The 23,094-nt window shown below is 69.4% G+C and carries 24 protein-coding genes and 1 pseudogene; 14 read left to right on the top strand and 11 right to left on the bottom strand.

The annotated features are described in order from the left end of the window. Positions 1 to 4 precede the first annotated feature (4 nt). From ftsW to G6N56_RS05365, 11 genes are all read left to right on the top strand, one after another. Positions 5 to 1,837, top strand: a complete 1,833-nt coding sequence (gene ftsW, locus G6N56_RS05415; RefSeq protein ID WP_085254085.1) for a putative lipid II flippase FtsW — start codon at positions 5 to 7, stop codon at positions 1,835 to 1,837. Next, on the top strand, positions 1,834 to 3,075 hold the full coding sequence (gene murG, locus G6N56_RS05410; protein WP_085254084.1) for an undecaprenyldiphospho-muramoylpentapeptide beta-N-acetylglucosaminyltransferase: 1,242 nt from the start codon (positions 1,834 to 1,836) through the stop codon (positions 3,073 to 3,075). The genes ftsW and murG overlap by 4 nt, the downstream gene beginning before the upstream one ends. A 50-nt stretch (positions 3,076 to 3,125) precedes the next feature. Next, positions 3,126 to 4,574, top strand: coding sequence for a UDP-N-acetylmuramate--L-alanine ligase (murC, locus tag G6N56_RS05405; RefSeq protein ID WP_142280437.1), 1,449 nt, complete (start codon positions 3,126 to 3,128; stop codon positions 4,572 to 4,574). Positions 4,575 to 4,615: 41 nt separating this feature from the next. Next, a complete protein-coding gene (locus tag G6N56_RS05400) occupies positions 4,616 to 5,518 on the top strand; it encodes a cell division protein FtsQ/DivIB (RefSeq protein WP_232069307.1) in 903 nt (300 codons plus the stop codon). Between the two features lie 194 nt (positions 5,519 to 5,712). Then, the gene (ftsZ, locus tag G6N56_RS05395) at positions 5,713 to 6,867 is read left to right on the top strand and encodes a cell division protein FtsZ (protein WP_085254081.1); all 1,155 of its coding nucleotides are present in this window, start codon (positions 5,713 to 5,715) and stop codon (positions 6,865 to 6,867) included. 31 nt (positions 6,868 to 6,898) lie between these two features. Continuing rightward, positions 6,899 to 7,621, top strand: a complete 723-nt coding sequence (gene pgeF, locus G6N56_RS05390) for a peptidoglycan editing factor PgeF (protein ID WP_085254080.1) — start codon at positions 6,899 to 6,901, stop codon at positions 7,619 to 7,621. A gap of 5 nt (positions 7,622 to 7,626) precedes the next feature. After that, positions 7,627 to 8,439: a YggS family pyridoxal phosphate enzyme gene (locus G6N56_RS05385; RefSeq protein WP_142280436.1), complete on the top strand. Its 813-nt coding sequence runs from the start codon at positions 7,627 to 7,629 to the stop codon at positions 8,437 to 8,439. Positions 8,440 to 8,504: 65 nt separating this feature from the next. Next, on the top strand, positions 8,505 to 9,161 hold the full coding sequence (locus G6N56_RS05380; protein WP_085254079.1) for a cell division protein SepF: 657 nt from the start codon (positions 8,505 to 8,507) through the stop codon (positions 9,159 to 9,161). 157 nt (positions 9,162 to 9,318) lie between these two features. Next, positions 9,319 to 9,609: a YggT family protein gene (locus G6N56_RS05375; RefSeq protein WP_023364806.1), complete on the top strand. Its 291-nt coding sequence runs from the start codon at positions 9,319 to 9,321 to the stop codon at positions 9,607 to 9,609. 261 nt (positions 9,610 to 9,870) lie between these two features. Further along, positions 9,871 to 10,674 carry a DivIVA-like cell division protein Wag31 gene (gene wag31 / locus G6N56_RS05370; RefSeq protein WP_085254078.1) on the top strand — a complete coding sequence of 268 codons (804 nt, stop codon included), beginning with the start codon at positions 9,871 to 9,873 and terminating at the stop codon, positions 10,672 to 10,674. A gap of 63 nt (positions 10,675 to 10,737) precedes the next feature. Beyond that, positions 10,738 to 11,109 (top strand): phage holin family protein, encoded by a 372-nt coding sequence (locus G6N56_RS05365; RefSeq protein ID WP_085254077.1) that lies wholly within the window; start codon positions 10,738 to 10,740, stop codon positions 11,107 to 11,109. Between the two features lie 9 nt (positions 11,110 to 11,118). Here the strand turns inward: G6N56_RS05365 and G6N56_RS05360 are convergent, their stop codons facing one another. The 9 genes from G6N56_RS05360 to G6N56_RS05320 all read right to left on the bottom strand — a co-directional run bounded on the left by G6N56_RS05360 (position 11,119) and on the right by G6N56_RS05320 (position 19,331). Then, complete coding sequence (locus tag G6N56_RS05360; RefSeq protein ID WP_085254076.1) at positions 11,119 to 11,796, bottom strand: phosphoribosyltransferase; 678 nt, start codon at positions 11,794 to 11,796, stop codon at positions 11,119 to 11,121. Between the two features lie 28 nt (positions 11,797 to 11,824). Next, positions 11,825 to 12,166 carry an STAS domain-containing protein gene (locus tag G6N56_RS05355; RefSeq protein WP_085254075.1) on the bottom strand — a complete coding sequence of 114 codons (342 nt, stop codon included), beginning with the start codon at positions 12,164 to 12,166 and terminating at the stop codon, positions 11,825 to 11,827. After that, entirely contained in the window at positions 12,163 to 12,405 is a 243-nt protein-coding gene (locus G6N56_RS05350; protein WP_085254074.1) for a hypothetical protein, read from the bottom strand. The genes G6N56_RS05355 and G6N56_RS05350 overlap by 4 nt, the downstream gene beginning before the upstream one ends. After that, positions 12,402 to 14,063: a PP2C family protein-serine/threonine phosphatase gene (locus G6N56_RS05345; protein ID WP_085254073.1), complete on the bottom strand. Its 1,662-nt coding sequence runs from the start codon at positions 14,061 to 14,063 to the stop codon at positions 12,402 to 12,404. The genes G6N56_RS05350 and G6N56_RS05345 overlap by 4 nt, the downstream gene beginning before the upstream one ends. 152 nt (positions 14,064 to 14,215) lie before the next feature. Beyond that, positions 14,216 to 15,973, bottom strand: a complete 1,758-nt coding sequence (locus tag G6N56_RS05340; protein WP_085254072.1) for an MOSC domain-containing protein — start codon at positions 15,971 to 15,973, stop codon at positions 14,216 to 14,218. A gap of 62 nt (positions 15,974 to 16,035) precedes the next feature. Further along, positions 16,036 to 16,671 (bottom strand): pyridoxamine 5'-phosphate oxidase family protein, encoded by a 636-nt coding sequence (locus G6N56_RS05335; protein ID WP_085254071.1) that lies wholly within the window; start codon positions 16,669 to 16,671, stop codon positions 16,036 to 16,038. 307 nt (positions 16,672 to 16,978) lie between these two features. Continuing rightward, positions 16,979 to 17,818: an MBL fold metallo-hydrolase gene (locus tag G6N56_RS05330; protein WP_085254070.1), complete on the bottom strand. Its 840-nt coding sequence runs from the start codon at positions 17,816 to 17,818 to the stop codon at positions 16,979 to 16,981. Positions 17,819 to 17,841: 23 nt separating this feature from the next. Further along, entirely contained in the window at positions 17,842 to 18,510 is a 669-nt protein-coding gene (locus G6N56_RS05325; protein WP_085254069.1) for a cysteine hydrolase family protein, read from the bottom strand. Then, a complete protein-coding gene (locus tag G6N56_RS05320) occupies positions 18,507 to 19,331 on the bottom strand; it encodes an alpha/beta fold hydrolase (RefSeq protein WP_085254068.1) in 825 nt (274 codons plus the stop codon). Before G6N56_RS05320 ends, G6N56_RS05325 begins: the two co-directional genes overlap by 4 nt. A gap of 169 nt (positions 19,332 to 19,500) precedes the next feature. Here G6N56_RS05320 and G6N56_RS05315 point away from each other — a divergent pair, with 169 nt between their 5' ends. Further along, entirely contained in the window at positions 19,501 to 20,433 is a 933-nt protein-coding gene (locus tag G6N56_RS05315; RefSeq protein ID WP_158090673.1) for a LysR family transcriptional regulator, read from the top strand. Positions 20,434 to 20,453: 20 nt separating this feature from the next. On the opposite strand, the gene G6N56_RS05310 is transcribed toward G6N56_RS05315, so the two are convergent. Next, complete coding sequence (locus G6N56_RS05310; RefSeq protein WP_085254066.1) at positions 20,454 to 20,921, bottom strand: nuclear transport factor 2 family protein; 468 nt, start codon at positions 20,919 to 20,921, stop codon at positions 20,454 to 20,456. An 89-nt stretch (positions 20,922 to 21,010) separates the two neighbouring features. Here G6N56_RS05310 and G6N56_RS28850 point away from each other — a divergent pair. After that, positions 21,011 to 21,145, top strand: a pseudogene (locus G6N56_RS28850) (CGNR zinc finger domain-containing protein); the annotation flags it as partial. A 117-nt stretch (positions 21,146 to 21,262) separates the two neighbouring features. Here G6N56_RS28850 and G6N56_RS05300 read toward each other — a convergent pair. Then, a complete protein-coding gene (locus tag G6N56_RS05300; RefSeq protein WP_232069215.1) occupies positions 21,263 to 22,261 on the bottom strand; it encodes a quinone oxidoreductase family protein in 999 nt (332 codons plus the stop codon). A gap of 185 nt (positions 22,262 to 22,446) precedes the next feature. Between G6N56_RS05300 and G6N56_RS05295 the strand changes: the two genes are divergently transcribed. Continuing rightward, a complete protein-coding gene (locus tag G6N56_RS05295; RefSeq protein ID WP_085254064.1) occupies positions 22,447 to 23,085 on the top strand; it encodes an FMN-dependent NADH-azoreductase in 639 nt (212 codons plus the stop codon). Positions 23,086 to 23,094 lie beyond the last annotated feature (9 nt).

Raw genomic sequence — 23,094 nt, 5'->3', positions numbered from 1 at the left:
GGGTGTGGGTAACGGGCTGACCCGGCGGCTGCGCCGGGGCAAGAAATCGACGGGGACGGCTGGGGAGACGACCCCGGCCGAGCAGCGCGACGAACTCGCCGTGACCGACGCCGAAGTCGACGACGTGACCGACGCTGAAGTCGACGACGTGACCGACGCTGAAGTCGACGACGTCACGGCCGAGGAGGCGACCGGCGCCCACCAGGCCCCCGCGGAGAGCACCGAGGAGGCGCGCGAGGCCGGCGAAGACGACCGGGCCGCCGACGCGCCGGTGTTCGCCGCCCGCGAGGCCCCGGCCCCGGCGCCGGGCCCGGGCAGCCGATTCGGCGCCTGGCTGGGCCGCCCGATGACCTCGTTTCACCTGATCATCGCCGTCGCCGGGCTGCTCACGACCCTCGGCCTGATCATGGTGCTGTCGGCGTCGGGCGTGCGGTCCTACGGCGCGGACGGCTCGGCGTGGGTGATCTTCGGCAAGCAGGTCATGTGGACGATCATCGGCCTCATCGGCTGCTACGCCGCGCTGCGGATGTCGGTCCGGTTCCTCCGCCGGGTCGCGTTCACCGGCTACGTCGTCACCGTCATCCTGCTGGTGCTGGTGCTCGTTCCCGGAATCGGCAACCTGGCCAACGGGTCGCGGAAGTGGTTCGTCATCGCGGGCTTCTCGATGCAGCCGTCCGAGCTGGCCAAGATCGCCTTCGCCATCTGGGGCGCGCACCTGCTCGCGGCCCGGCGCCTGGAGCGGGCGTCGCTGCGTGAGCTGCTGATTCCGCTGGTGCCCGCCGCGGTCATCGCCCTGGCGCTGATCGTGGCGCAGCCCGACCTCGGGCAGACGGTGTCGTTCGGCATCATCCTGCTGGCCCTGCTGTGGTATGCGGGGCTCCCGCTGCGTGTCTTCGGCACCTCGCTGCTGGCGGTCTTCATGGCAGGTGGCGTGCTGGCAATGTCGGCGGGGTACCGCTCCGACCGGGTGCGGTCCTGGATGAACCCCGAGAACGACCCCATGGACACCGGCTACCAGGCGCGGCAGGCGAAGTTCGCGCTCGCCCACGGCGGCGTCTTCGGCGACGGCCTGGGCCAGGGCGTGGCCAAGTGGAACTACCTGCCCAACGCGCACAACGACTTCATCTTCGCGATCATCGGCGAGGAGCTCGGGTTCATCGGCGCGTTCGGGCTGCTGGTCCTGTTCGGGTTGTTCGCCTACGCCGGGATGCGGATCGCGCGCCGCTCGGCAGACCCGTTCCTGCGGCTGCTGACCGCCACCACGACCATGTGGGTGCTGGGCCAGGCGTTCATCAACATCGGCTACGTGATCGGCATCCTCCCGGTCACCGGCATCCAGCTGCCGCTCATCTCAGCCGGTGGAACATCAACGGCAGCAACGCTTTTCATGATCGGCATCATGGCCAACGCCGCGCGTCACGAGCCGGAGGCGGTGGCCGCGCTGCGCGCGGGGCGCGACGACAAGATGAATCGCATCCTGCGGTTGCCGCTGCCCGAGCCGTACGTGCCGAGCCGCCTCGAGGCGTTCCGCGACCGCAGGCGGGTCGGCGCGCCGCCCGGCAAGGGCGGCCCGCGCGGGCCCGGGAAGGGCGGCGGCAAGACCACCCCCAAGACCAACGCCAAGACCAAGGCGCCCGGACGGAAGGCGTCCCGCAACTCCGAGACGCCGCCGCGCCCGGCCGCGCCCCGGTCGTCCCGCCAGTCTGGCGGCGGCGCCCGGTCGCGGGTTAGGCATCATGGATCTGGCCAGCGCGGGGTCGCCACGGGCACCAGCAAGGGCGCGGGCCAGCGTCAGCCACGGCGCACACGCGCACTGGAAGGTCAGCGTTACGGGTGAACGACACGGTCAGGAAGCCGGCCGGCGGGCTGGGGGCGAGCCCCTCGCCCGCCGGTGCCGCGTCGCCGTCTCTTGAGTCGCCGCCGTTCGCGTCTTCCCTATCGGTCGTCCTCGCCGGCGGCGGCACCGCCGGCCACGTCGAGCCCGCGATGGCCGTCGCCGACGCGCTCACCGCGCTCGACCCGCGGGTACGCATCACCGCGCTGGGCACGCCGCGGGGCCTGGAAACCACGCTGGTGCCCAAGCGCGGCTACCACCTGGAGCTGATCACGCCGGTGCCGCTGCCCCGCAAGCCCACCGGCGACCTGGCCCGGCTGCCACCGCGGGTGTGGCGGGCCGTTCGCGAGACCCGCGCCGTGCTGGACGCCGTGCACGCCGACGTGGTGATCGGCTTCGGCGGGTACGTGGCCCTGCCGGCGTACCTGGCGGCCCGGGGCATCCCGAGCGGTTTCCGCCGGCGGCGCCGCATCCCGGTGTTGATCCACGAGGCCAACGCCCGCGCCGGGATCGCGAACCGGGTCGGGGCCCGCACCGCGGACCGCGTGCTGTCGGCCGTGCCGGATTGCGGGCTGCCGCGCGCCGAGGTGGTCGGCGTGCCGATCCGGGCGGCCCTTACCACGCTGGATCGCGCAGCTCTGCGCGCCGAGGCGCGGCGCTACTTCGGCTTCGCCGACGACGCCAAGGTGTTGCTCGTGTTCGGTGGCTCGCAGGGCGCCGTCTCGCTCAACCGCGCGGTTTCCGGGGCCGCGGCCGGCCTGGCCGCCGCCGGGGTGGCCGTGCTGCACGCCCACGGCCCGAAGAACACCCTCGACCTGCGGAATCCGCAGCCGGGCGACCCGCCCTACGTGGCGGTGCCGTACCTCGACCGGATGGACCTGGCCTACGCCGCGGCCGATCTGGCGATCTGCCGGTCCGGGGCGATGACCGTCGCCGAGGTGTCGGCCGTCGGGCTGCCCGCCATCTACGTGCCGCTGCCCATCGGCAACGGGGAGCAGCGGCTCAACGCGCTGCCGGTGGTCAACGCCGGCGGCGGCATGCTGGTCAACGACGCGGCCCTCACCCCCGACCTGGTGGTCGAGCAGGTCGGCGGTCTGCTCAACGACGCGCCGCGGCTGGCCGCGATGACGGCTGCCGCCGCGCGGGTGGGCCACCGCGACGCCGCGCGCCAGGTGGCCGAGGCGGGGCTGGACATCGCCAGACGGGCGCGCGCCGGACATCCCAATGAGGGAGCGCGGTGACCGCCGACCAGCTGCCCCCCGAGCTGCCCCCCGAGCTGCGAAGGGTCCACATGGTGGGCATCGGCGGGGCCGGCATGTCCGGCATCGCCCGCATCCTGCTGGACCGCGGCGGGCTGGTGTCCGGCTCCGACGCCAAGGAGTCGCGCGGCCTGCACGCCCTGCGGGCGCGCGGCGCGCTGATCCGTGTCGGCCACGACGCCTCATCGCTGGACCTGCTGCCGGGCGGCCCCACCGCGGTCATCACCACCCACGCCGCGATCCCCAAGACCAACCCCGAACTCGTCGAGGCCCGGCGGCGCGGTATTCCGGTAGTGCTGCGGCCCGTCGTGCTGGCCAAGCTGATGGCCGGGCGCACCACGCTCATGGTCACCGGCACGCACGGCAAGACGACGACGACGTCCATGCTGATCGTCGCGCTGCAGCACTGCGGGCGCGACCCGTCCTTCGCGGTGGGCGGCGAGCTGGGCGAGGCCGGCACCAACGCCCACCACGGCAGCGGCGACTGCTTTGTCGCCGAGGCCGACGAAAGCGACGGCTCGCTGCTGGAATACAGCCCCAACGTCGTGGTGGTCACCAATATCGAAACCGACCACCTGGACTTCTATGGCAGCGCCGACGCCTACGTCGCGGTGTTCGACTCGTTCATGGAGCGGCTCGTGCCCGGGGGAGCGCTGGTGGTGTGCACCGACGACCCCGGGGCCGCCGCGCTGGCCGAACGCACCGCCGATCTGGGGATCCGGGTGCTGCGTTACGGCTCGGCGGAGGCGGGTTCGCCACAGCCCCTGGCCGGCGCGCTGCTGTCGTGGGAGCAGCGCGGCACCGAGAGCGTGGCCCACATTCAGCTGGCCGGCGAACCGCACCCGCGGGTGATGCGGCTCTCGGTGCCCGGGCGGCACATGGCGCTCAACGCGCTCGGGGCACTGCTGGCGGCGATCGAGATCGGCGCCGAGCCCGACGACGTGCTCGACGGGCTGGCCGGCTTCGAGGGCGTGCGCCGCCGGTTCGAACTGGTCGGCACCTCGGCGATCGGCGCGACCCCGAACTCGTTGGTGCGGGTCTTCGACGACTACGCCCACCATCCCACCGAGATCGGCGCCACGCTGGCGGCGGTCCGCACCGTGCTCGAGCAGAGCCCCGGTGGCCGCTGCATCGTGGTCTTCCAACCGCACTTGTACTCGCGCACAAAGACATTCGCGGCCGAATTCGGGCGCGCGCTGGACGCGGCGGACGAGGTGTTCGTGCTTGATGTCTACGGCGCCCGCGAACAACCGCTCGCGGGCGTCAGCGGGGCCAGCGTCGCCGAGCACGTCACCAAGCCGGTGCACTACCTGGCAAACTTCTCCGCCGTCGCCGAGGAGGTGGCCGCGGCGGTCGGTCCCGGCGACGTCGTCGTCACCATGGGCGCGGGCGACGTGACCCTGCTGGGTCCGGAGATCGTGACCGCGCTGCGGGTAAGGGCCAACCGCAGCGCTCCGGGACGGCCGGGGGCGCTGCGGTGACCGAGGCGGACCCGGAGCCGACCGGCGCCACCCCGACCGACGTGGCCGACTCGGGCCCGTCGGCCGAAGCCGTCACCGAGCCGCTGGTCGCGGGCCGCCCGGCGCCCGAACGGGCGGAGGAAGCCGATCTCGAGGGTCCGCGCCGGCGCGCGCGCCGGGAACGGGCCGAGCGCCGGGCCGCGCAGGAGCGCGCGCGGGCCATCGAGGAGGCCCGCCGGGAGGCCAAGCGCCGGGCCGGCGGGCGGATCGCCGAGCAGCGCAAGCCGGTCAAGCGGGGCGTCGTTCGCGGCCTGAAGATGCTGCTGGCCACGGTGCTGCTGGCCGTCGCCGGGGTCGGGCTGGCGTTGGTCCTGTACTTCACGCCCGCGATGTCCGCGCGCAACATCGTCGTCACCGGCACCGGGACGGTCACCCGCGAGGATGTGCTGGACGCCGCAAAGGTGCGCCCGGGAACCCCGTTGCTGCAGATCAACACCAGCCAGGTCGCCGACCGGGTGGCGGCGATCCGGCGGGTGGCCAGCGCGCGCGTGCAGCGCCAGTATCCGTCCGCGCTGCGGATCACCATCGTGGAGCGTGTTCCCGTGGCGGTCAAGGACTTTCCGGACGGACCGCACCTGTTCGACCGCGACGGGGTGGACTTCGCGACCGGGCCGCCGCCGCCGGCGCTGCCCTACCTCGACGTCGCTGACCCCGCGCCCGGCGACCCGGCGACCAAGGCCGCGCTGCAGGTGCTGACCGCGCTGCGCCCGGAGGTCGCGGGCCAGGTGGGGCGCATCGCGGCACCGTCGGTCGCCTCGATCACCCTGACGCTTGGCGACGGTCGGGTAGTGATCTGGGGGACCACCGACCGCACCGAGGAGAAGGCCGAGAAGCTGGCCGCCCTGCTGACGCAGCCGGGACGGACCTATGACGTGTCCAGCCCCGACCTGCCGACGGTCAAATAGGCGGGGGCCGCACCGAAAAATTTGCGCGGCGCCTCCTCGGCGCGCCTGCGGGGCTAGCGCGCGCCGTGCCCATACCGTTCTGGTTGCGCGGAACTACTTGACATAACTCTAACCCTATGGTTGAGGTTGAGGGTTTTGCCGGCGGATATCCGCCATCGCGAGAGCTTTGAGCCCACCAGGGAGGAAGACGAATGATGACCCCCCCGCACAATTACCTGGCCGTGATCAAGGTCGTGGGGATCGGTGGCGGCGGCGTCAACGCCGTCAACCGGATGATCGAGCAGGGCCTCAAGGGCGTGGAATTCATCGCGATCAACACCGACGCGCAGGCGTTGTTGATGAGCGATGCCGACGTCAAGCTCGACGTCGGGCGCGATTCCACCCGCGGCCTGGGCGCCGGGGCCGACCCGGAGGTCGGGCGCAAGGCCGCCGAGGACGCCAAGGACGAGATCGAGGAGCTGCTGCGCGGGGCGGACATGGTGTTCGTCACCGCCGGCGAGGGCGGCGGGACGGGCACCGGCGGTGCGCCCGTCGTCGCCAGCATCGCCCGCAAACTGGGCGCGCTGACCGTCGGCGTGGTCACCCGGCCGTTCTCGTTCGAGGGCAAGCGCCGCGGCAACCAGGCCGAGAACGGGATCGCCGCGCTGCGCGAGAGCTGCGACACCCTGATCGTGATCCCCAACGACCGGCTGCTGCAGATGGGCGACGCCGCGGTGTCGCTCATGGACGCCTTCCGCAGCGCGGACGAGGTGCTGCTCAACGGCGTGCAGGGCATCACCGACCTGATCACCACGCCCGGCCTCATCAACGTCGACTTCGCCGACGTCAAGGGCATCATGTCCGGTGCCGGCACCGCCCTGATGGGGATCGGCTCGGCCCGCGGCGAGGGCCGCTCCCTCAAGGCCGCCGAGATCGCGATCAACTCGCCGCTGCTGGAGGCCTCGATGGAGGGCGCGCGGGGCGTGCTGATGTCGATTGCAGGCGGCAGCGACCTGGGCCTGTTCGAGATCAACGAGGCGGCGTCGCTGGTGCAGGACGCCGCACACGCCGACGCCAACATCATCTTCGGCACGGTCATCGACGACTCCCTGGGCGACGAGGTGCGGGTCACGGTGATCGCGGCGGGCTTCGACGCCGCCGGTCCGGGGCGCAAGCCGGTGGTGGGCGGCGCGGCGGAGGCAGGCACCGGCGGGGCCCACCGGATCGAGTCGGCGAAGGCCGGCAAGCTCAGCTCGACGCTGTTCGAGCCGGTCGACGCGGTCAGCGTGCCGTTGCACACCAACGGCGCGACGCTCAACATCGGCGGCGACGACGACGAGGTCGACGTGCCGCCGTTCATGCGCCGCTGAGGTCATGGGCGCGACAGCCGATACTTGTCGTGTGAGCGTTCGCATCCGGCGGGTGACCACCACCCGCGCGGGTGGTGTCTCGGCGCCCCCCTTCGACACCTTCAACCTCGGCGACCACGTCGGTGACGATCCGGCGGCGGTGGCCGCGAACCGCGCCCGCCTGGCCACCGCCACGGGCCTCGGCGCCGACCGGCTCGGCCGTGATCGGATCGTGTGGATGAACCAGGTCCACGGCGACCGGGTCGAAGTGGTCGACGGGCCGCAGGACGCGGCGCTCGACGACACCGATGCGCTCGTGACCACTTCGCCGCGGCTGGCGCTGGCGGTGGTGACCGCCGACTGTGTGCCGGTGTTGCTGGCGGACGCGCGCGCGGGTGTCGTCGCGGCGGTGCACGCCGGTCGTGTCGGGGCGCAGCGCGGGGTGGTGGTCCGGGCGGTCGAGGCGATGCTGGGATTGGGCGCCCGTGCCGCCGACATCTCGGCGCTGCTGGGCCCGGCGGTCAGCGGTCGCAACTACGAAGTTCCCGCGGCGATGGCCGACGAGGTGGAGGCGGCGCTGCCCGGCAGCCGCACCACCACCGCGGACGGGACCCCCGGCCTCGATCTGCGGGCCGGAATAGCTTGGCAGCTAAAGGATTTGGGCGTCACGTCGGTCGACATCGATCCTCGTTGCACGGTGGCCGACCCGAGATTGTTCAGTCACCGTCGGGACGCGCCCACGGGGCGGCTGGCCTCGCTGGTCTGGATGGAGTGACGGTGGTGGCCCCAGGGGACGCGGCCGGCGGAAGTCGGGGCGAGCCGGGAAACCGCGAAGCCGAATTGACCCATGCGCTGGCGGTGGTCCGATCGCGCCTTGCGGCGGCCGCGGAAGCGGCGGGTCGCAATGTCGGCGAAATTGAGCTTTTGCCAATTACCAAATTCTTTCCAGCAACCGATGTAGTGATTTTGTCTCGATTGGGTTGCCGGGCCGTTGGGGAATCGCGCGACCAGGAAGCGTCGGCGAAGGTGGCCGAAGTCGCCCGATTGGCCGACACCGGGAAAGGGTCGGCGGCTTCCCCGTGGACCGATTCGCGCGGCATCCGCTGGCACATGGTGGGTCACATCCAACGCAACAAGGCGCGCTCGGTGGCGCGGTGGGCGCACACCGCGCACTCCGTCGACAGCGTCGCGCTGGTGACGGCGCTCGATCGCGGGGCGGGCGTCGCGCTGGCCGACGGACATCGCGCCGAGTCGCTGCGCGTCTATGTGCAGCTCAGCCTCGACGGCGACGTCTCGCGCGGGGGAGTCGACATCTCGAACGCGAAGGCCGTGGACCAGGTGTGTGACCAGACCGCGCAGGCCAAGAACCTCAAGCTCGTCGGGCTGATGGCGATTCCGCCGCTGGACTGGGACCCCGACCGGGCCTTCGACCGGCTGCAATCCGAATACCGGCGGGTGCTCGGGTCGCACCCCGGGGCCGTCGGCCTCTCGGCCGGCATGAGCAACGATTTCGAAGTCGCCGTCAAACACGGTTCGACGTGTGTGCGTGTCGGTACCGCGCTATTGGGCCCCCGGCCGCTACCGTCACCGTAATAAGTCACTGTAGTCACATCTTCATCACTGACACCAACGCCAGGGGCTAGAAGGGGTCGAACGCAATGAGCACACTGCACAAGGTCAAGGCCTATTTCGGGATGGCCCCGATGGACGACTACGACGACGAGTATTACGACGACCGGGCCCCGTCGCGCGGCTTCCCGCGTCCCCGCTTCGACGAGGGATATGGCCGCCTGGACGGCCGCTACGAGGGGCGCGAATATGACGACCCACGCGCCGAGCCCGCAGATTACCCGCCGCCGGCCAGTTACCGCGGGGGCTATGCGGACGACCCGCGCTATGGTGCCGTTCACCCGCGCGAGTTCGATCGCCCCGACATGACCAGGCCGCGCCTGGGGTCCTGGCTGCGCAACTCCACGCGTGGCGCCCTGGCGATGGACCCGCGCCGGATGGCCATGATGTTCGAAGAGGGCCACCCGCTGTCGAAGATCACCACGCTGCGGCCCAAGGACTACAGTGAGGCCCGCACCATCGGCGAGCGGTTCCGCGACGGCACCCCCGTGATCATGGACCTGGTGGCGATGGACAACGCCGACGCGAAACGGCTGGTCGATTTCGCCGCCGGGCTGGCGTTCGCGCTGCGCGGCTCCTTCGACAAGGTCGCGACCAAGGTGTTCCTGCTGTCGCCGGCCGACGTCGATGTGTCCCCGGAGGAGCGCCGCCGGATCGCCGAAACCGGTTTCTACGCCTACCAATAACGCGCTAGCCACCCCGCGTCGCGTGGCCCGGGTGCCGACCGCACCGTGTTGATGCTGCTCACACCGGATGTGGGTGCCTCTTCGGAGTCGGTACGCTGGCAACTGCCGCGCTGACGTGCGGCACTTGACGTCTCACGAGTAAGGTCGGGGCCCGCAGTTGGTGCTGTTTTTCCAGATCCTTGGGTTTGCGCTGTTCATCTTCTGGCTGCTGCTCATTGCGCGCGTGGTCGTGGAGTTCATCCGCTCATTCAGTCGCGACTGGCGGCCCACCGGCCTCACCGTGGTGATCCTCGAGATCATCATGTCGATCACCGATCCGCCGGTGAAACTGCTTCGCCGCCTGATTCCCCAGCTCACCATCGGTGCGGTCCGCTTCGACCTGTCCATCATGGTGCTGCTCCTGGTCGCGTTCATCGGCATGCAGCTGGCGTTCGGTGCCGCCGCGTGAGCGACGCGCGGTCATCGGAGAAGTCGCGGGCGAAGCCGGGAGACGGTTCGGCCACGTTTTAGTGTCGGTTCGGGGGGCGCGATTTAAAAAATCTAAGGAATGGGATTTTATTGCTCTTAGTGTTTGAAATCCGTTCTTAATTATTGGCCGACTCAGCAACGTTCGCGGCTGGTGTGACAGGATGGACGGCAGTTGCGCGACGGCTAGCACTGCGTTCTACACTTTCCAGAACGTTCGACAGGAACTTGAGGGGACGAAACAATGCCGCTTACACCAGCCGACGTCCACAATGTGGCGTTCAGTAAGCCACCCATCGGCAAGCGGGGCTACAACGAAGACGAGGTCGACGCTTTCCTCGACCTGGTCGAGGCCGAGCTGACGCGGCTCATCGAAGAGAACTCCGATCTGCGTCAGCGGATCGAGGAGCTGGACCAGGAGCTCGCCGCCGGTGGCGCCGCCGGCCCGTCCGTCACCGCCGCGCCGACCCAGGCGATCCCGACGCCCGAGCCGGAGCCCGTCAAGGCGGCCCCGGCCCCGGTTGCGGCCCCCGCGGCGCCCGCGGGCAACAACGAGGAGCAGGCCATGAAGGCCGCCCGCGTGTTGACCCTCGCGCAGGACACCGCCGACCGCCTGACCAGCACCGCCAAGGCCGAGTCGGAGAAGATGCTGGCCGACGCCCGCGCCAACGCCGACCAGATCCTCAGCGAGGCGCGGCACACCGCCGAGACCACGGTCACCGAGGCCCGCCAGCGCGCCGACGCGATGCTGGCCGACGCGCAGACCCGCTCCGAGGCCCAGCTGCGTCAGGCCCAGGAAAAGGCCGACGCCCTGCAGGCCGACGCCGAGCGCAAGCACTCCGAGATCATGGGAACCATCAACCAGCAGCGCACGGTGCTGGAAGGCCGCCTCGAGCAGCTCCGCACCTTCGAGCGCGAATACCGCACGCGACTCAAGACCTACCTCGAATCCCAGCTGGAGGAGCTCGGCCAGCGCGGGTCGGCCGCACCGGTCGACTCCAGCGCCGACGCCGGCGGGTTCGATCAGTTCAATCGGGGCAATAACTAGCATCGGAACCGCACACCAGATGCCTGGACCTGACGGTCGGGCTTGTCGGCTGGAGGACGACTGATGCTCATCATTGCGCTGGTCCTGGCCCTCATCGGGCTCGTGGCGTTGGTGTTCGCGGTTGTGACCAGCAACGAGCTGGTGGCGTGGGTCTGCATCGGGGCCAGCGTCCTGGGCGTGGTGCTGCTGATCATCGACGCGGTGCGGGAACGCCAGCGCCGCGACACCGGCGAGCCGCCGCACGAGGACGAGGTGGCCGGGGAGGACCATGACGCCTACGTCGACTACCCGGAAGAGGTTCCGGGGGAGGAGTCGCACGACCTGCCCACCGGCGACGCAACCGGTGAGGACGCCGCCCACGCGACCGGGGAGCCCGAAGTGTCGGAGGAATCCCGGGTGCCCGCGGACGGGCCCGGCGAGGAGCCGGCCAGGTAGGACCGCCGCTCAACCCGTCGGGGTGCTGAGCAGCCGGCGCACCTCGTTGTCGCCGACCTGGTGGAAGTCGGCGTAGACCTGCCCGACCGCTTCGAATCCGGGCGGCATGGTCACGCACACCACCTCGTCGGCCTCCCGTGCGAGTTCGCGGCAGGTCGACGACGCCCCGACGGGCACCGCCACCACGATCGACTTCGGCTGCCCGGCCCGCACCGCGCGGACGGCGGCCAGCATGCTGGCACCGGTGGCGATGCCGTCGTCGACCAGGATGACGGTCTTGCCGCGGGGGTCGGCGACCGGGCGGTCACCCCGGTAGGCCCGCTCCCGCCGGGCGAGCTCCGCGGTCTCGCGTTCGATCACCTCGCGGACCTGCTCGTCGGTGACCCGCATGCTGGCGATCACGTTGTCGTTCAATACCAGCGCACCGCCGCTGGCCAGCGCCCCCATCGCGAGCTCCGACCAGCCGGGCACCCCGAGTTTGCGGACCACGAAGGCGTCCAGCGGGGCGTGCAGCGCCGCCGCGATCTCCCGAGCCACCGGGACGCCGCCGCGCGCCAGCCCGAGCACCAGCACGCCGTCCTTTTTGCGGTAGGAGCCCAGTTCGCCCGCCAGGGCGCGGCCGGCTTCGCGGCGGTCGCGGAAGGTGCGCGTCCTGGTTCGCCGGAGGAAGCCGCTCGGAGAGTTCATCGTCGGAGCCAGATTCGGTGCGACGGCCTTAACGGACCCCGGTCTCGCCCGGGGCGTTCGACGTCACGAGGTGCTCGAACGTGCCGGTGATGTCGAGGATCCGGTCGAGAAACCGGGGCCGGTGTTCGAGGTGCAGCCGCACTCCGGCCTGGCTCGTGCGGCGGTGGACGAGGAGTAGACCGGACAGGCCGGCCGAGTCGCAGAAGGTCAGTTCCGAGAGGTCGAGGTGCAGGTCCTCCGGGGCGGGGCGCCGGCCGATCAACGCGTCGACGGTGTCGATGAAGCCGCCGGTGGACTGGTAGTCGAGTTCCCCGGCGAGGTGCAGGCTGGCCGATCGCGGTGTCGTGGCGGCGGTCATGGTCAGGGTCATTCGGGTGCTCCCGGGCTCTCGGCGTCGAGCGCGTCTTTGGCCGCGTGCAGCAGGCGGCGGGCTCGTGGGAAATCGTTCAGCTGGCCATCGAGCAGCTCGCGCGCGGGGCGCAGCGAGGCCGCGTACTCGTCGCGGTCGGTGAGCGCACCCCGGTGACGGACGAGGCTCTTCTCGAGGTTCGTGAGATTCTCAGTGGCAGCGGCAGTCCGGGTGGTGGTCTCGGTGTCGTTGCAACTCAAGCGATATACCTCCCCCGGGTGTGACCGTCGACCGCGCTGAGATGGGTGCGCCGCGGGGCCGTGATGGCGACCACGGCGATGTCGTCGTGGGCGCGGAAACCCACCCACTGCGCGGTCAGCATCAGGACCCGCTCGACCACGGCCTCGGCCGGCATCCCGGCGCATTGGGCCAGCGCGTCGGCCAGCCGCTGGTCGCCGAAGAAGTCGCCGCCCAGCGGGCCGCCGCGGGCCTCGGTGACCCCGTCCGTGTAGAGCACGCACGTCTCGCCCGGCGCCAGGGACGTCTCGAACGTCTGCACCCTGATCTGCGGCAGGGCGCCGACCAGGGTGCCGCGGGTGTCGGCCTCTTCGACGTGGCCGCCGTCGCGCAGGATCAGCGGCGGGGGATGCCCGGCGCTGGTCAGCCGCAGCGTCACCTCACCGTCCCGGTAGGCGACTGACGCCAGCACGAGGGTGGCGAACCGGGTGTGGTCGTCGGACAGCATCGCGCGGTTGAGCAGCGTGAGCACGCCCTCGTGGCTGGCCGCCAGCGGCGTGAGCGCTTGCAGCGTGTTGCGGATCTTGCCCGTCATCACGGCGGCCTCGAGGCCCTTGCCGCAGACGTCCCCGAGCACCACGAGCGTCTCGTCCTCGGGCGTCGCCGCGGGGTGGAAGTCGTAGAAGTCGCCGCCCACGACCTCGTGGTCCTTCGAGGCCCGGTAACCGCCGGCGTATTCGATCCCGTGCAGGCCGTGCAAAGGCGGGGGGAGCAGGTCGCGCATCAGCGTGCGCGTGATGGCCGCCTGCTCCGCGTACAGCCGGGCGGCGGAGAGGGCCGCTCCGGCCCGCGCCGAGAACTGCCGCGCGAACATCTCGTCGTCCTCGGAGAACCCCGGCCGGTCGGCGTGCCGCAGCAGCACCAGCGCCCCGGCGGACACCCCGTGCCCGGGCAGCGTCATGATCATGACAGACCCGACGGGTCCGGAAAAGTTCTGCGGCACAAGCCATTCCGGCACGGACGTGGGATCGATCCAGCCCGACGAGACCGGCGGGGACCCGTGCAAGGCCTCGCTCAATCCGGCCACCGTCGCGGGATCGGCGTCCACGCTGCACTGCTCGACCGCCCCGTCCACGAAGCTGCTGAACACCGGGAGCCGCCGGCCGCGCCCCGCGGGTGCCACCAGGACCGCGGCGTCCGCCAGGTGACGGGCCGCCATCTGCACCGTCGCTTCCCGGCAGCGGTCGACGTTGAGCGAGGCCGTCAACACCGAGGACGCTTCGAGCAGGAAGGCCGTGCGCTCCTGTTCGCGCGCCAGCGCCCGCTGCGCGTCGCGCAGCAGCTGGCCGGTGTCCTCGACCAGCGACCACACGACCTCACCGCTGGGCAGCACCGCGGCGTGCGCGTCGAATTTGCGACCCGCCAGGCTTCCGGACACGACGACCGCCTCGGTATCAGCCGTACCCGGTGGGGCGCCGGCCAGGCGGTCGTGCGCCTGCCACAGCCAGTCGGCCGTGTCCTGGAGCCGGGCGCCCGGCGAGGTGTTCGGGAGGACGGCCTCGGCCGATGCGCTCACGGTCCGGACGATGCCGGCACGGTCGACCACCAGGGTTGGGCACGGCACAGAGGCCCACAAAGCGTCGAGTTCGGGCTCGACGCCTATGGGCGCTCCATCATGCATCGCATGGGCCTGTCACTGGTCTGTGTGGTCAATAACCGAACCGGTCTGGCCCGAGTCCGACCCGGTTCGGCAATATTTCGATACTACGCACAGAGCGTGCGAAGCGGCGCTCGCGCCGCGGCGATGCGCCCTTTGCTTTCTTCCTGATTTCTTCAGAGATCGAGAACGACGTTCTCTGACGGTGTGGAAACGCAGAGGAGGACGCTGCCCGGGGCGGGAGGTTCGAGGGGATCGAGGCCGTACCGCACCTGCCCGGACAGCAGCGCCGTCTCGCAGTTGTGGCAGACACCGGTGCGGCATGACCACCGGGTCGGCACGTCGCACGCTTCGGCGAATTCGAGCAGGCTTTCGTAGCCGGGGGCCCATTGCGCGGACAGCGCGCTGCGCGCGAACTGGATTTCGGGTCCGGGGCCTGACGGGCCTTCCGGCGGATGGGGCGGCTTCGCTCCGGTAGGGGCGATACCGGGTGTGAGACCGGCGCGGGCGCCGAATGTCTCCATATGGATGTTGGCCGGGTCGACGCCGATTCCGGCGAGCGCCCTGCCCATTTCAGCCATGAACAATTCCGGCCCGCACAAGTAGGCCTGCGCGGTGACGGGCACGCCCAGTAGGCGCAGGCCGTCGGCGGTGATCCGGCCCTGTTCGTCGTAATCGACACCTCGGCGATCGGTGAGCGCCGGACGGCTGTAGAAGACGTGCGATCGCCGGTTGGGCAATGCATCGAGCAACGCTCGAGCCTCCGCGGCGAACGGGTGCTCCGCGCCGTCGCGCGCGCCGTGCACCCACCAGACGGATCGTTTCGACGCGACCCCGGCCAGTGAGTGCAGCATGGAAAGCACCGGCGTGACACCGACTCCCGCCGAGAGCAGGATCAGCGAGTCTTCGCCGTCGTCGAGGAAGAAGGGCCCGCGCGGGGCCGCGACGTCGACGACGTCGCCGGGCCGCACATGGGCGTGGATGTATGCGCTGACGGTGCCGTGCGGCTCGCGCTTGACGCCGATTCGGTATGTGCCGGAGGCGGGCTCGTTGGACAGTGAGTAGTTGCGGATCAGGGACCCTCCGTCGGGTCCGGCCGGAAGCCGCACAGTGACGGACTGCCCGGGCAGCCATTCCGGCAGGGCCGCGCCGTCGGCGCCGGCCAACGACACGGAGCGCACGGTTGTGCTTTCGTCGCGGGTACCGGTCACGCGTAGTGACCGGAAGCCCGGCCAGGCCGGCCGCGGGGCGGTGCTGCCGGTCAGGCCGCTGTTGCCGGCCGCCTTGTCGGCGCCCTGATCGAGCAGCTGCTGCAGCGACCACTTCCAGCCTGGGCTCAGCGCCGGGATGCGCAGTGCGCGCTCCAGCGCGTCCCGGGGATGGCCCGGCAGGTAGAGCAGCGCGTCGATCTCGGCGACCGTGACCCGCTCGGGCCCGGCTGCGATCTTCTCGATGTCCTGTCCCGCCTGGACTTCGCCTTCGGCCAGCACGCGGCAATAGAAGCCCGGCCGCCGATGCGACACCAGCAGCGCCGGCATGCGCGGCTCGCCGACCCGGATGCCCACCCGATAACAGGTGACCCGGGGCTGGGTGACCTCGAGGACCACCGGGCCGATGCGATAGCGATCCCCGATGCACACTTCATCATCGGGAAGCCCGTCCACGGTGAAGTTCTCGCCGAGCGCGCCGGGCTTCAGGTCGTCGCGCCCGAGCTCGGCCGCCCAGTGGTCGTAGGAGGCGACTTGGTAGAAGAGCACGGCCCGGTTCTCCCCGCCATGGCCGTCCAAGTCGCCCTGGCCGTCGCCGTCGATATTGAGGCGGCGAACCATGCGCGGCCCCGTCACGGGGGCTTTCCAGACGCCGGTGTAAACCGTACGGCCTTGCCATGGCACGTTTTTCGGCTTGCCGACGTTCACCGAGACCAGCTTTGCCATGCTGAGATCCTTCCCGAAAAGTTACGAGGGCGCCATCGTGTCAGCACCGGGAAGATGGGCGGTCACTGCGACGCGGGAATCTCGCTGCGCAGTCTGGCGTTTTCGGCCTGCAGGGCCGCCAGCTGTTCTCGCACCGGCGCCAGCGCCGCTTCGAGCTCGGCGGCGGTGTACCTGGGCGTGATGTGCTGCGGACAGTTCCAGTCGAATGCGTCGACGTCGACGACGACGGCGCGCTCCACGGCGGCCTCGTAGGCGGGATCCGTCAGGGCCGAGGTCAGTTGCGGGTCATCCTCGGCGGTGACGACCCTCGCGTGGCCGAAGAGCTTGAGGCGCCGGCGATGTGGGTAGTCGACGGCGATGATGGCGACGCGGTCCTGGCCGGCCAGGTTGCCGGTGCTGATGTATTGCAGGTTGCCGCGGAAGTCGGCCCACCCGACCGTGTGCTCGTCCAAGACGCGCAGGAAACCCCTTGGACCGCCGCGGAATTGGACATAGGGCCAACCAGTCTCGCTGACGGTGGCGACGTAGAAGCTGTCTCGCTCGGCCAGATAGTCCCGCTCGGTCGTGGTCAGCGGGTCGCGGCCGGGCGACGCCTTACCGGCCAGGCGCTTGCGGTCGTAGAAGGCTTCGCTGCCGTAGCGACGCTGGACGGCGCGGACGTCGTCGGTGAACGCTATGGCGCCGTAGTGCTTGCTCATGGGGTCCCTTCCGTCAGCGGGGGCATAGCGTTCTCAACCTGGTCCCGCCCGCGAACATTTCCGGCGGTAAGGCGTCAAAGAACGCTGAATCCCACGGCCACAGCACACCGAGGGAGTCGCGGACTTAGCCGCTGGATTCGTGAACCCCTCCACATAGGCGCTGCCGCTCTGGGCGATGATCGCGGCGATGCGTTCGCCGGGCTTGCGCCGGCGATGCGCAGGCCGATCAGTGCGCCGATCTTCAGCCACCCGTCGATGACCAAGGGATTCAACCAGCTCCCGGCGGCGCTCTGGCGGAGTGCGGTCGTCACCCGGTGGGGGTGAATGTGTAGGTCTCGCCGTGGCTCAGGTACACGAATTTAGTTGCTGTGCTCGATGATTCGGCCGCCTTCTTGAAGTCGTCGAGTCCCGACAAGAACACCGAGAAGTCGTTGTAGTGGATCGGAATGGCGGTGCGGGGCTTGGTGATTTCGACCGCCCGCACCCCCTGCTCGCCCGTCATCGTGACGACGGTGACGAGGAATGTCGTGCCACCGGTGTGAATGAGGCCGAGGTCGATGTCGGGGTAGCGGCGGGGGATGTCCTCGAGGCTGTCGACGAGCATGGTGTCCCCGGTGATGTACAGCCGATACAGCAGATCACCGCTGCGGCCGAAGTCGAGCAGGTGGCCGTTGACGGGCATGAGCAGCTCATCGACCGTCTCCTCGGCGGCGTGCTTGGCCGGCATGGCGGTGACCGTCAGCGTCGCGTCGCCTTTGCGGACCTCGAGGGATTCCCACGTGTCCAGGGGGTGCCCGTGCTGGAAGCCGAGGGCTTGCAGCTTGTCGACCGCGTCGGCCGTCGACACGATGGGCAGTGTCTTATCGAGCTCCCGGGCGGCGACGTCATCGAAATGGTCTCCGTGGTAATGCGATAACACGATCAGGTCGATCGGTGGCAAGTCGGCGATCTGGCAGGCCGGCTCGACCTCGCGACGCGCCCAGATCCCGTGGCCCAGGTACACATGCTCGCCTTTGTGCAGAAAGGCCGGATCGGTCAGGATCGTCAGCCCGCCGAAACGGATCAACGTCGTGGCATTGCCGATGAAGTAGACGGCACCCTCGGTGAAGTCCGCGGTCCCGCCGCCGGCAAGCTCCAGGGATGTCATGTGGGCGCTCTCCTCGGAAAACGTTAGGGGCGTTGGGCCTTCATGGCTTCGACGACGTCTTCTGTGTACGGGACGGCGTGGGCCAGGAACGCGTAGTTGACCAACGCGGCCTGGTATCCGTCGCCCCAGGCCGGGTGGCGGGGGCCGGCCGTGGCGTCACGGACGACGGCCACCTGGAACCCTTGCTCGAGCAGATCCCGGAGATGGGACTCCACGCAGATGTTGGCGAGCATGCCGCACAGGACGACCTTGCTGATCCCTCGCTTGCGCAGCTGCAGCACCAGGTCGTTGGTCTGCGGGCCCCACACCTTGTGGGGGCTCGCCACCACGGTCGCCGGGTCCTCGATGAACGACCTGAGCCGGTCGAGCCAGTCGGCGCCCGAACCGGCCAGGCCGTCCAGGCGCAGGGGGCCGGTGCGCGCGAACGTGTTGGTGCGCAGCTCATCGGATTCCAGCGGACCGTTGAACAGCCAGCCGTGGTCGGTCGGATAGAAGTAGTGCGGAGAGATGAAGACGGTGAAGCCGCCGGCCTTCGCGGCGGTGAAGATGTCGACGAGATGCTCGACCGTCTTGTTCTCGACGACGCTGTCTTTCAACACCTCCCAGCTCTTGCCGGTAGGGCTCAGCACGTCGTTCTGGGGATCGATGACGACGACGGCCGTGTCGGAGGGGTGGTATGTCAGAGGTGTCATTGCCGGATGAACTCCAACAGGTCGGCGTTGATGACGTCGGCGTGGACGGTCGGCATGCCGTGGGGGAAACCCGGATACGTCTTCAGGTGCCCGTTGCGGAGGAGCCGCGCCGTCAACGGCCCGGAGTCGGCGTACGGCACGATCTGATCGTCGTCGCCGTGCATGACCAGCACCGGCGCCGTGATTTTCCTGAGATCCTCGGTGAAGTCGGTCTGGGAGAACGCGACGATCCCGTCGTAATGCGCCTTGGCGCCGCCCATCATGCCTTGCCGCCACCAGTTGGCGACGATCGCCTCCGAGGCTTCCACGCCCGGCCGATTGAATCCGTAGAACGGTCCGGAAGCCAAGTCGCGGTAGAACGTCGACCGATTGGCGGCCAGCTGCGCCTGCAACGCGTCGAACGCCTCCTTCGGCTGCCCGCCGGGGTTCGCCTCGGATTGGACCATCAACGGAGGCACCGAACTCAACAGCGCCGCCTTGGCGACCCGGCTTTCCCCGTGGCGCGCCAGGTAGCGCACCACTTCGCCGCCCCCGGTGGAATGACCCACGTGGACGGCGTCGTGCAGATCGAGGTGAGTGGTCAGGGCCGCGAGATCATCGGCATAGTGGTCCATGTCGTGACCGTCACCGGTCTGGCTGGACCGTCCGTGGCCCCGTCGATCGTGAGCGATCACCCGGTACCCGTGCCGGAGGAAGAACAGCATCTGGGTGTCCCAGTCGTCGGCCGACAGCGGCCACCCGTGGCTGAACACGATCGGCTGACCGGAGCCCCAGTCCTTGTAGTAGATCTCGACACCGTCGGTCGTCGTGATGCTGTTCATCGAGACCTCGACGCCGCCGATGCAGCGGTGTACGACCGCCGGCTCAACCCGCTCATGTGATACAGACTGCTCGGTCGCGTCGATCGAAAAAAGGGCCAATACCGAATCAATGCGATCGTCGCTGCTGATAAATCAGGCGTGGTTCCACGCGCCCACCTACTATCTGCACGTGGAGTTGAGGCAGCTGGAAGCGTTCGTCGCGGTAGCCACCGAGCTGCACTTCGGCCGGGCGGCGCAGAAGCTCCACATGGGCCAGCCGACGCTGAGCGACCTGGTGCGGCGCCTGGAGCGCGAGGTGGGCGCATCGCTGCTGACACGCACCACGCGCCGGGTGGCCCTGACGGCCGCGGGGGCCGAGTTGCTCAAGCGCGCCAAGGTGATCCTCGACGAGGTTGCCTCCGCGTCGGCGGCGGTGCACCGGTTGGCCGACGGCGAGGCGGGCACCGTGCGCGTGGGCATCACGCCGCCCGTCGCGCCGGTGCTGGCACCTCACCTCGCGGCGGCCCTGCGCGAGGAGGCACCGGACGTCGACCTCGTCGTGCGCCGCATGTGGTTGCACGACGTCGAGCGCGCTGTGGCCGACGGCGCGGTCGACGTGGCGATCACCTGCGGTATCGTTCCCGACCCGCCGGGGGTCGTTGGCGAGGTGTTCTGCGGTGAGCCCCTGTTGGTTGGCGTGCGGCCCAACCACCCACTCGCCGAATGCGATTCGGTGCCGCTGGCCGCGCTTGCCGACCAGACGCTCGGCATCCACAGTGAGGCGCTCTTCCCGGCGTGGACGCTGGCCCAGCGCCAGGCGCTGGCGGCGGCCGGGGTCTCGCCGCCCACCGTCGAGCTCGCGGACTCGGATCTTTCGGCGTGCCACTGGGAGGCCCAGGCGGACGTCGACTGGATTCTCACCACGGCATCGATCGCCGGCGCCGACATGACGACCCCGATTCGTCCCGCGTCTCCGACCCAACTGGTGCCGTACACGTTGCAATGGAACCCCGATCGGGCCACCACCGCGGCCGTCGGCCGCTTCGTGCACCTGGCGCTCACCGTCGAAATGCCCTCGGGCTGGGTGACCCAGCCCGACCACCTGCGGCACGGCCACGGCTGAACGACGGTGGGGCGTCGCGCTCAGCGCAGGGGGAAGTCGTGGCCCGGGCCGCGTTCGCTCTCGGGCCGCGGGCCGAAGTAGCGGCGTTCGGACTCGTCGATGCGGACGTCGTTGATGCTCGCCTCGCGTCGCCGCATCAGCCCGTTGTCGTCGAACTCCCACAGCTCGTTGCCGTAGCTGCGCCACCACTGGCCGGCGACGTCGTGGCACTCGTACTGGAAGCGCACCGCGATCCGGTTGCCGTGGAAGTCCCACAGGCTCTTGCGCAGCGAGTAGTCGAGTTCCCGCTCCCACTTGGCGGTGAGAAACTCCACGATCTGGTCCCGGCCGGTGACGAACTGGTCGCGGTTGCGCCAGGCGCTGTCGGGCGTGTACGCCAGGCTGACCTTGTGGGGGTCGCAGGTGTTCCACGCATCCTCGGCGGCCTGGACCTTGATCAGCGCCGACTCCGGGTCGTACGGGGGAAATGGTGGGCGGGGCTCAGTCATCCGGTCGGGTCCTTCCTCAGGCGCGCGTCGCGTGTTTCGACACTTTAGATTGCGCCAAGCGGGTGAACGGAAAAAGAGGCGATGCCTCCGGACCCGCCGCGGTCAATTTGCGCGCCTGCAATGCGCCAGGCCGCGTGCTTTACTTCGTTAGACCACACCCGCGCCGCGAATGGTGCTCAGAAGCCTGCGGCAACCGTGCAGGCACGGCGCGCCACTACCAACGTGTCCGCAGCCAGAAAACACGCTCATCAAATCCTGTGGACATCCGCACAAACAAAGTCGTTCATTGGTGGGCGATTCCGCTGGCGCGCCCGACGATCAGGATCGTCTTGCCGCCCAGGTCAGGGATTGACGCTCACCGCTACTTTGCCCATCGGGCCATCGGCGAGGTATTCGAACGCCTGGGGCAACTGGTCGAACGGGAATGCCCGGTCGACCAATGGCCGGGAGCCGTTGCGTGCCAGTGTTTTCAGCACCTCGTTCCACGCGGCGCGATTCTCTGAGGTTGTGTAATAGCCCAGGGCCATGGCGCCGATCCTCAGCCGGCGCGAAAACAGTGTGCCCGTATAGAAGTTGGGGACCGGGCCGCCGAGTTCTCCGACCAGGCTGAGCCTGCCCAGTTCACCCATGGTTTCGATCAGATTCGTGAACTGCTTGCCTCCGATGGTGTCAACGGCCAGGTTCACCCCGCGCGAACCCAACGCGTCCTTGACGCGTGCCGGCCACTGGCCCTCCCCGGGATCGAACGCGAACTTCGCGCCGATCTGCTTGAGTCGTTGTTGTTTTTCCTCGCTGCGGGACAGCGCCACCACGGTGTGGCCCATCGCCGCGGCCAGCTGTACGGCCGCAAGCCCTACCCCGCCAGATGCGCCGGTGACCAGGACGACCGAGTTCTCCTTGAGCGGTTCCCACATGGTCAGCGCGTGGTATGCCGAAAGGTAGACCAGGGTGGCACCGGCTGATTCCTGTTGGGTCCACCCTTCCGGAATCTCCACCAGGTTGACGGCCGGCAGGGCCACCCGCTCGGCGAATGTGCCCCACCTGAAAACGCCGACCTCGCTGCGAAGGATGACGCGCCGTTCTCCGACGCTGACGTCGGTGACCCCGTCGCCCACAGCCACGACGGTGCCCACCCCGTCTCGTCCCAGAACGTGTGGCAGCGGCGGGTCAACGGGATACGGGTAGCGTCGTTCCGCGAGCATCCGGTCGGCGGGATTGAGCGCGGCGTAGTGGACCTGTAGTACGACTTCGCCCTCGCCTGCGACGGGATCGGGTGCCTCGCTCAGGCTCAAATGGTCCAGCCCGGGTTCCCCGTCCCACAGCCACGCTTTCACAGCCACTCCCATTCTTTGCTTTCGGTTGTCATCGTAGGTTCGGAGGCGCCGGAAAAGATGCGTCAGTCGCGCCGTTGATGGATACCTTTCGGCCAATCTGTCGCCGGTGGTAAGAGGAACCGAGTTCGTCCGCGTTCCATTGACGTGGTATCTCGCCCGCACGTCGAACCGCGCGTCGAAGGAGTCCGTCCATGACCAAGCTGTTGTTCATCCAAGCCTCGCCACGAAAGGCGGACTCGAAGTCGGTTCAGATCGCGACGGCGTACCTGAGCGCCCTGCGCGCGCAGACCCCCGGCCTCGACGTCGGCATTCTCGAACTATGGGACACCGACCTGCCGCAATTCGACGGCGACAAGGCCGCCGCGAAGATGAACGCCATCGTCGGCAACGAGCAGACGGGCGTCCAGAAGACGGCCTGGGATCAGATCACCGAGATCGCGCAGAGATTCATCTCCGCCGACCGCTACCTGTTCGCCGTGCCGATGTGGAATGCCGGGATCCCCTACCGCCTCAAGCAATACATCGATCTCATCCACCAGCCGGGCCTGCTCTGGACGCTCGACCCGGACACCGGTTACCGCGGGCTGCTCAGAGCCAAGCACGCCACGGTGGTCTACACGTCCGGGGTCTACGCGCCCGGTGTCCAGGAGCCAGCCTACGGAGTCGATCACCACGCGGCGTACCTCACCGCCTGGCTCAACCAGGCCAATGTCAGTGAGATCGACGAACTGCGCTTTCAACCGTCCATGTTGACGCCTGACCCCGCCGGCGATCTGGAGAAAGCCATCCGCAGGGCCGTCGAACTCGCCGAGCGCCACGGCCACGTGTAATCGGACACA

This window comes from Mycobacterium saskatchewanense, assembly GCF_010729105.1.
In the GTDB taxonomy this organism is placed as follows: Bacteria; Actinomycetota; Actinomycetes; order Mycobacteriales; family Mycobacteriaceae; genus Mycobacterium; species Mycobacterium saskatchewanense.
This window is presented reverse-complemented; position numbering and strand designations above follow the sequence as displayed.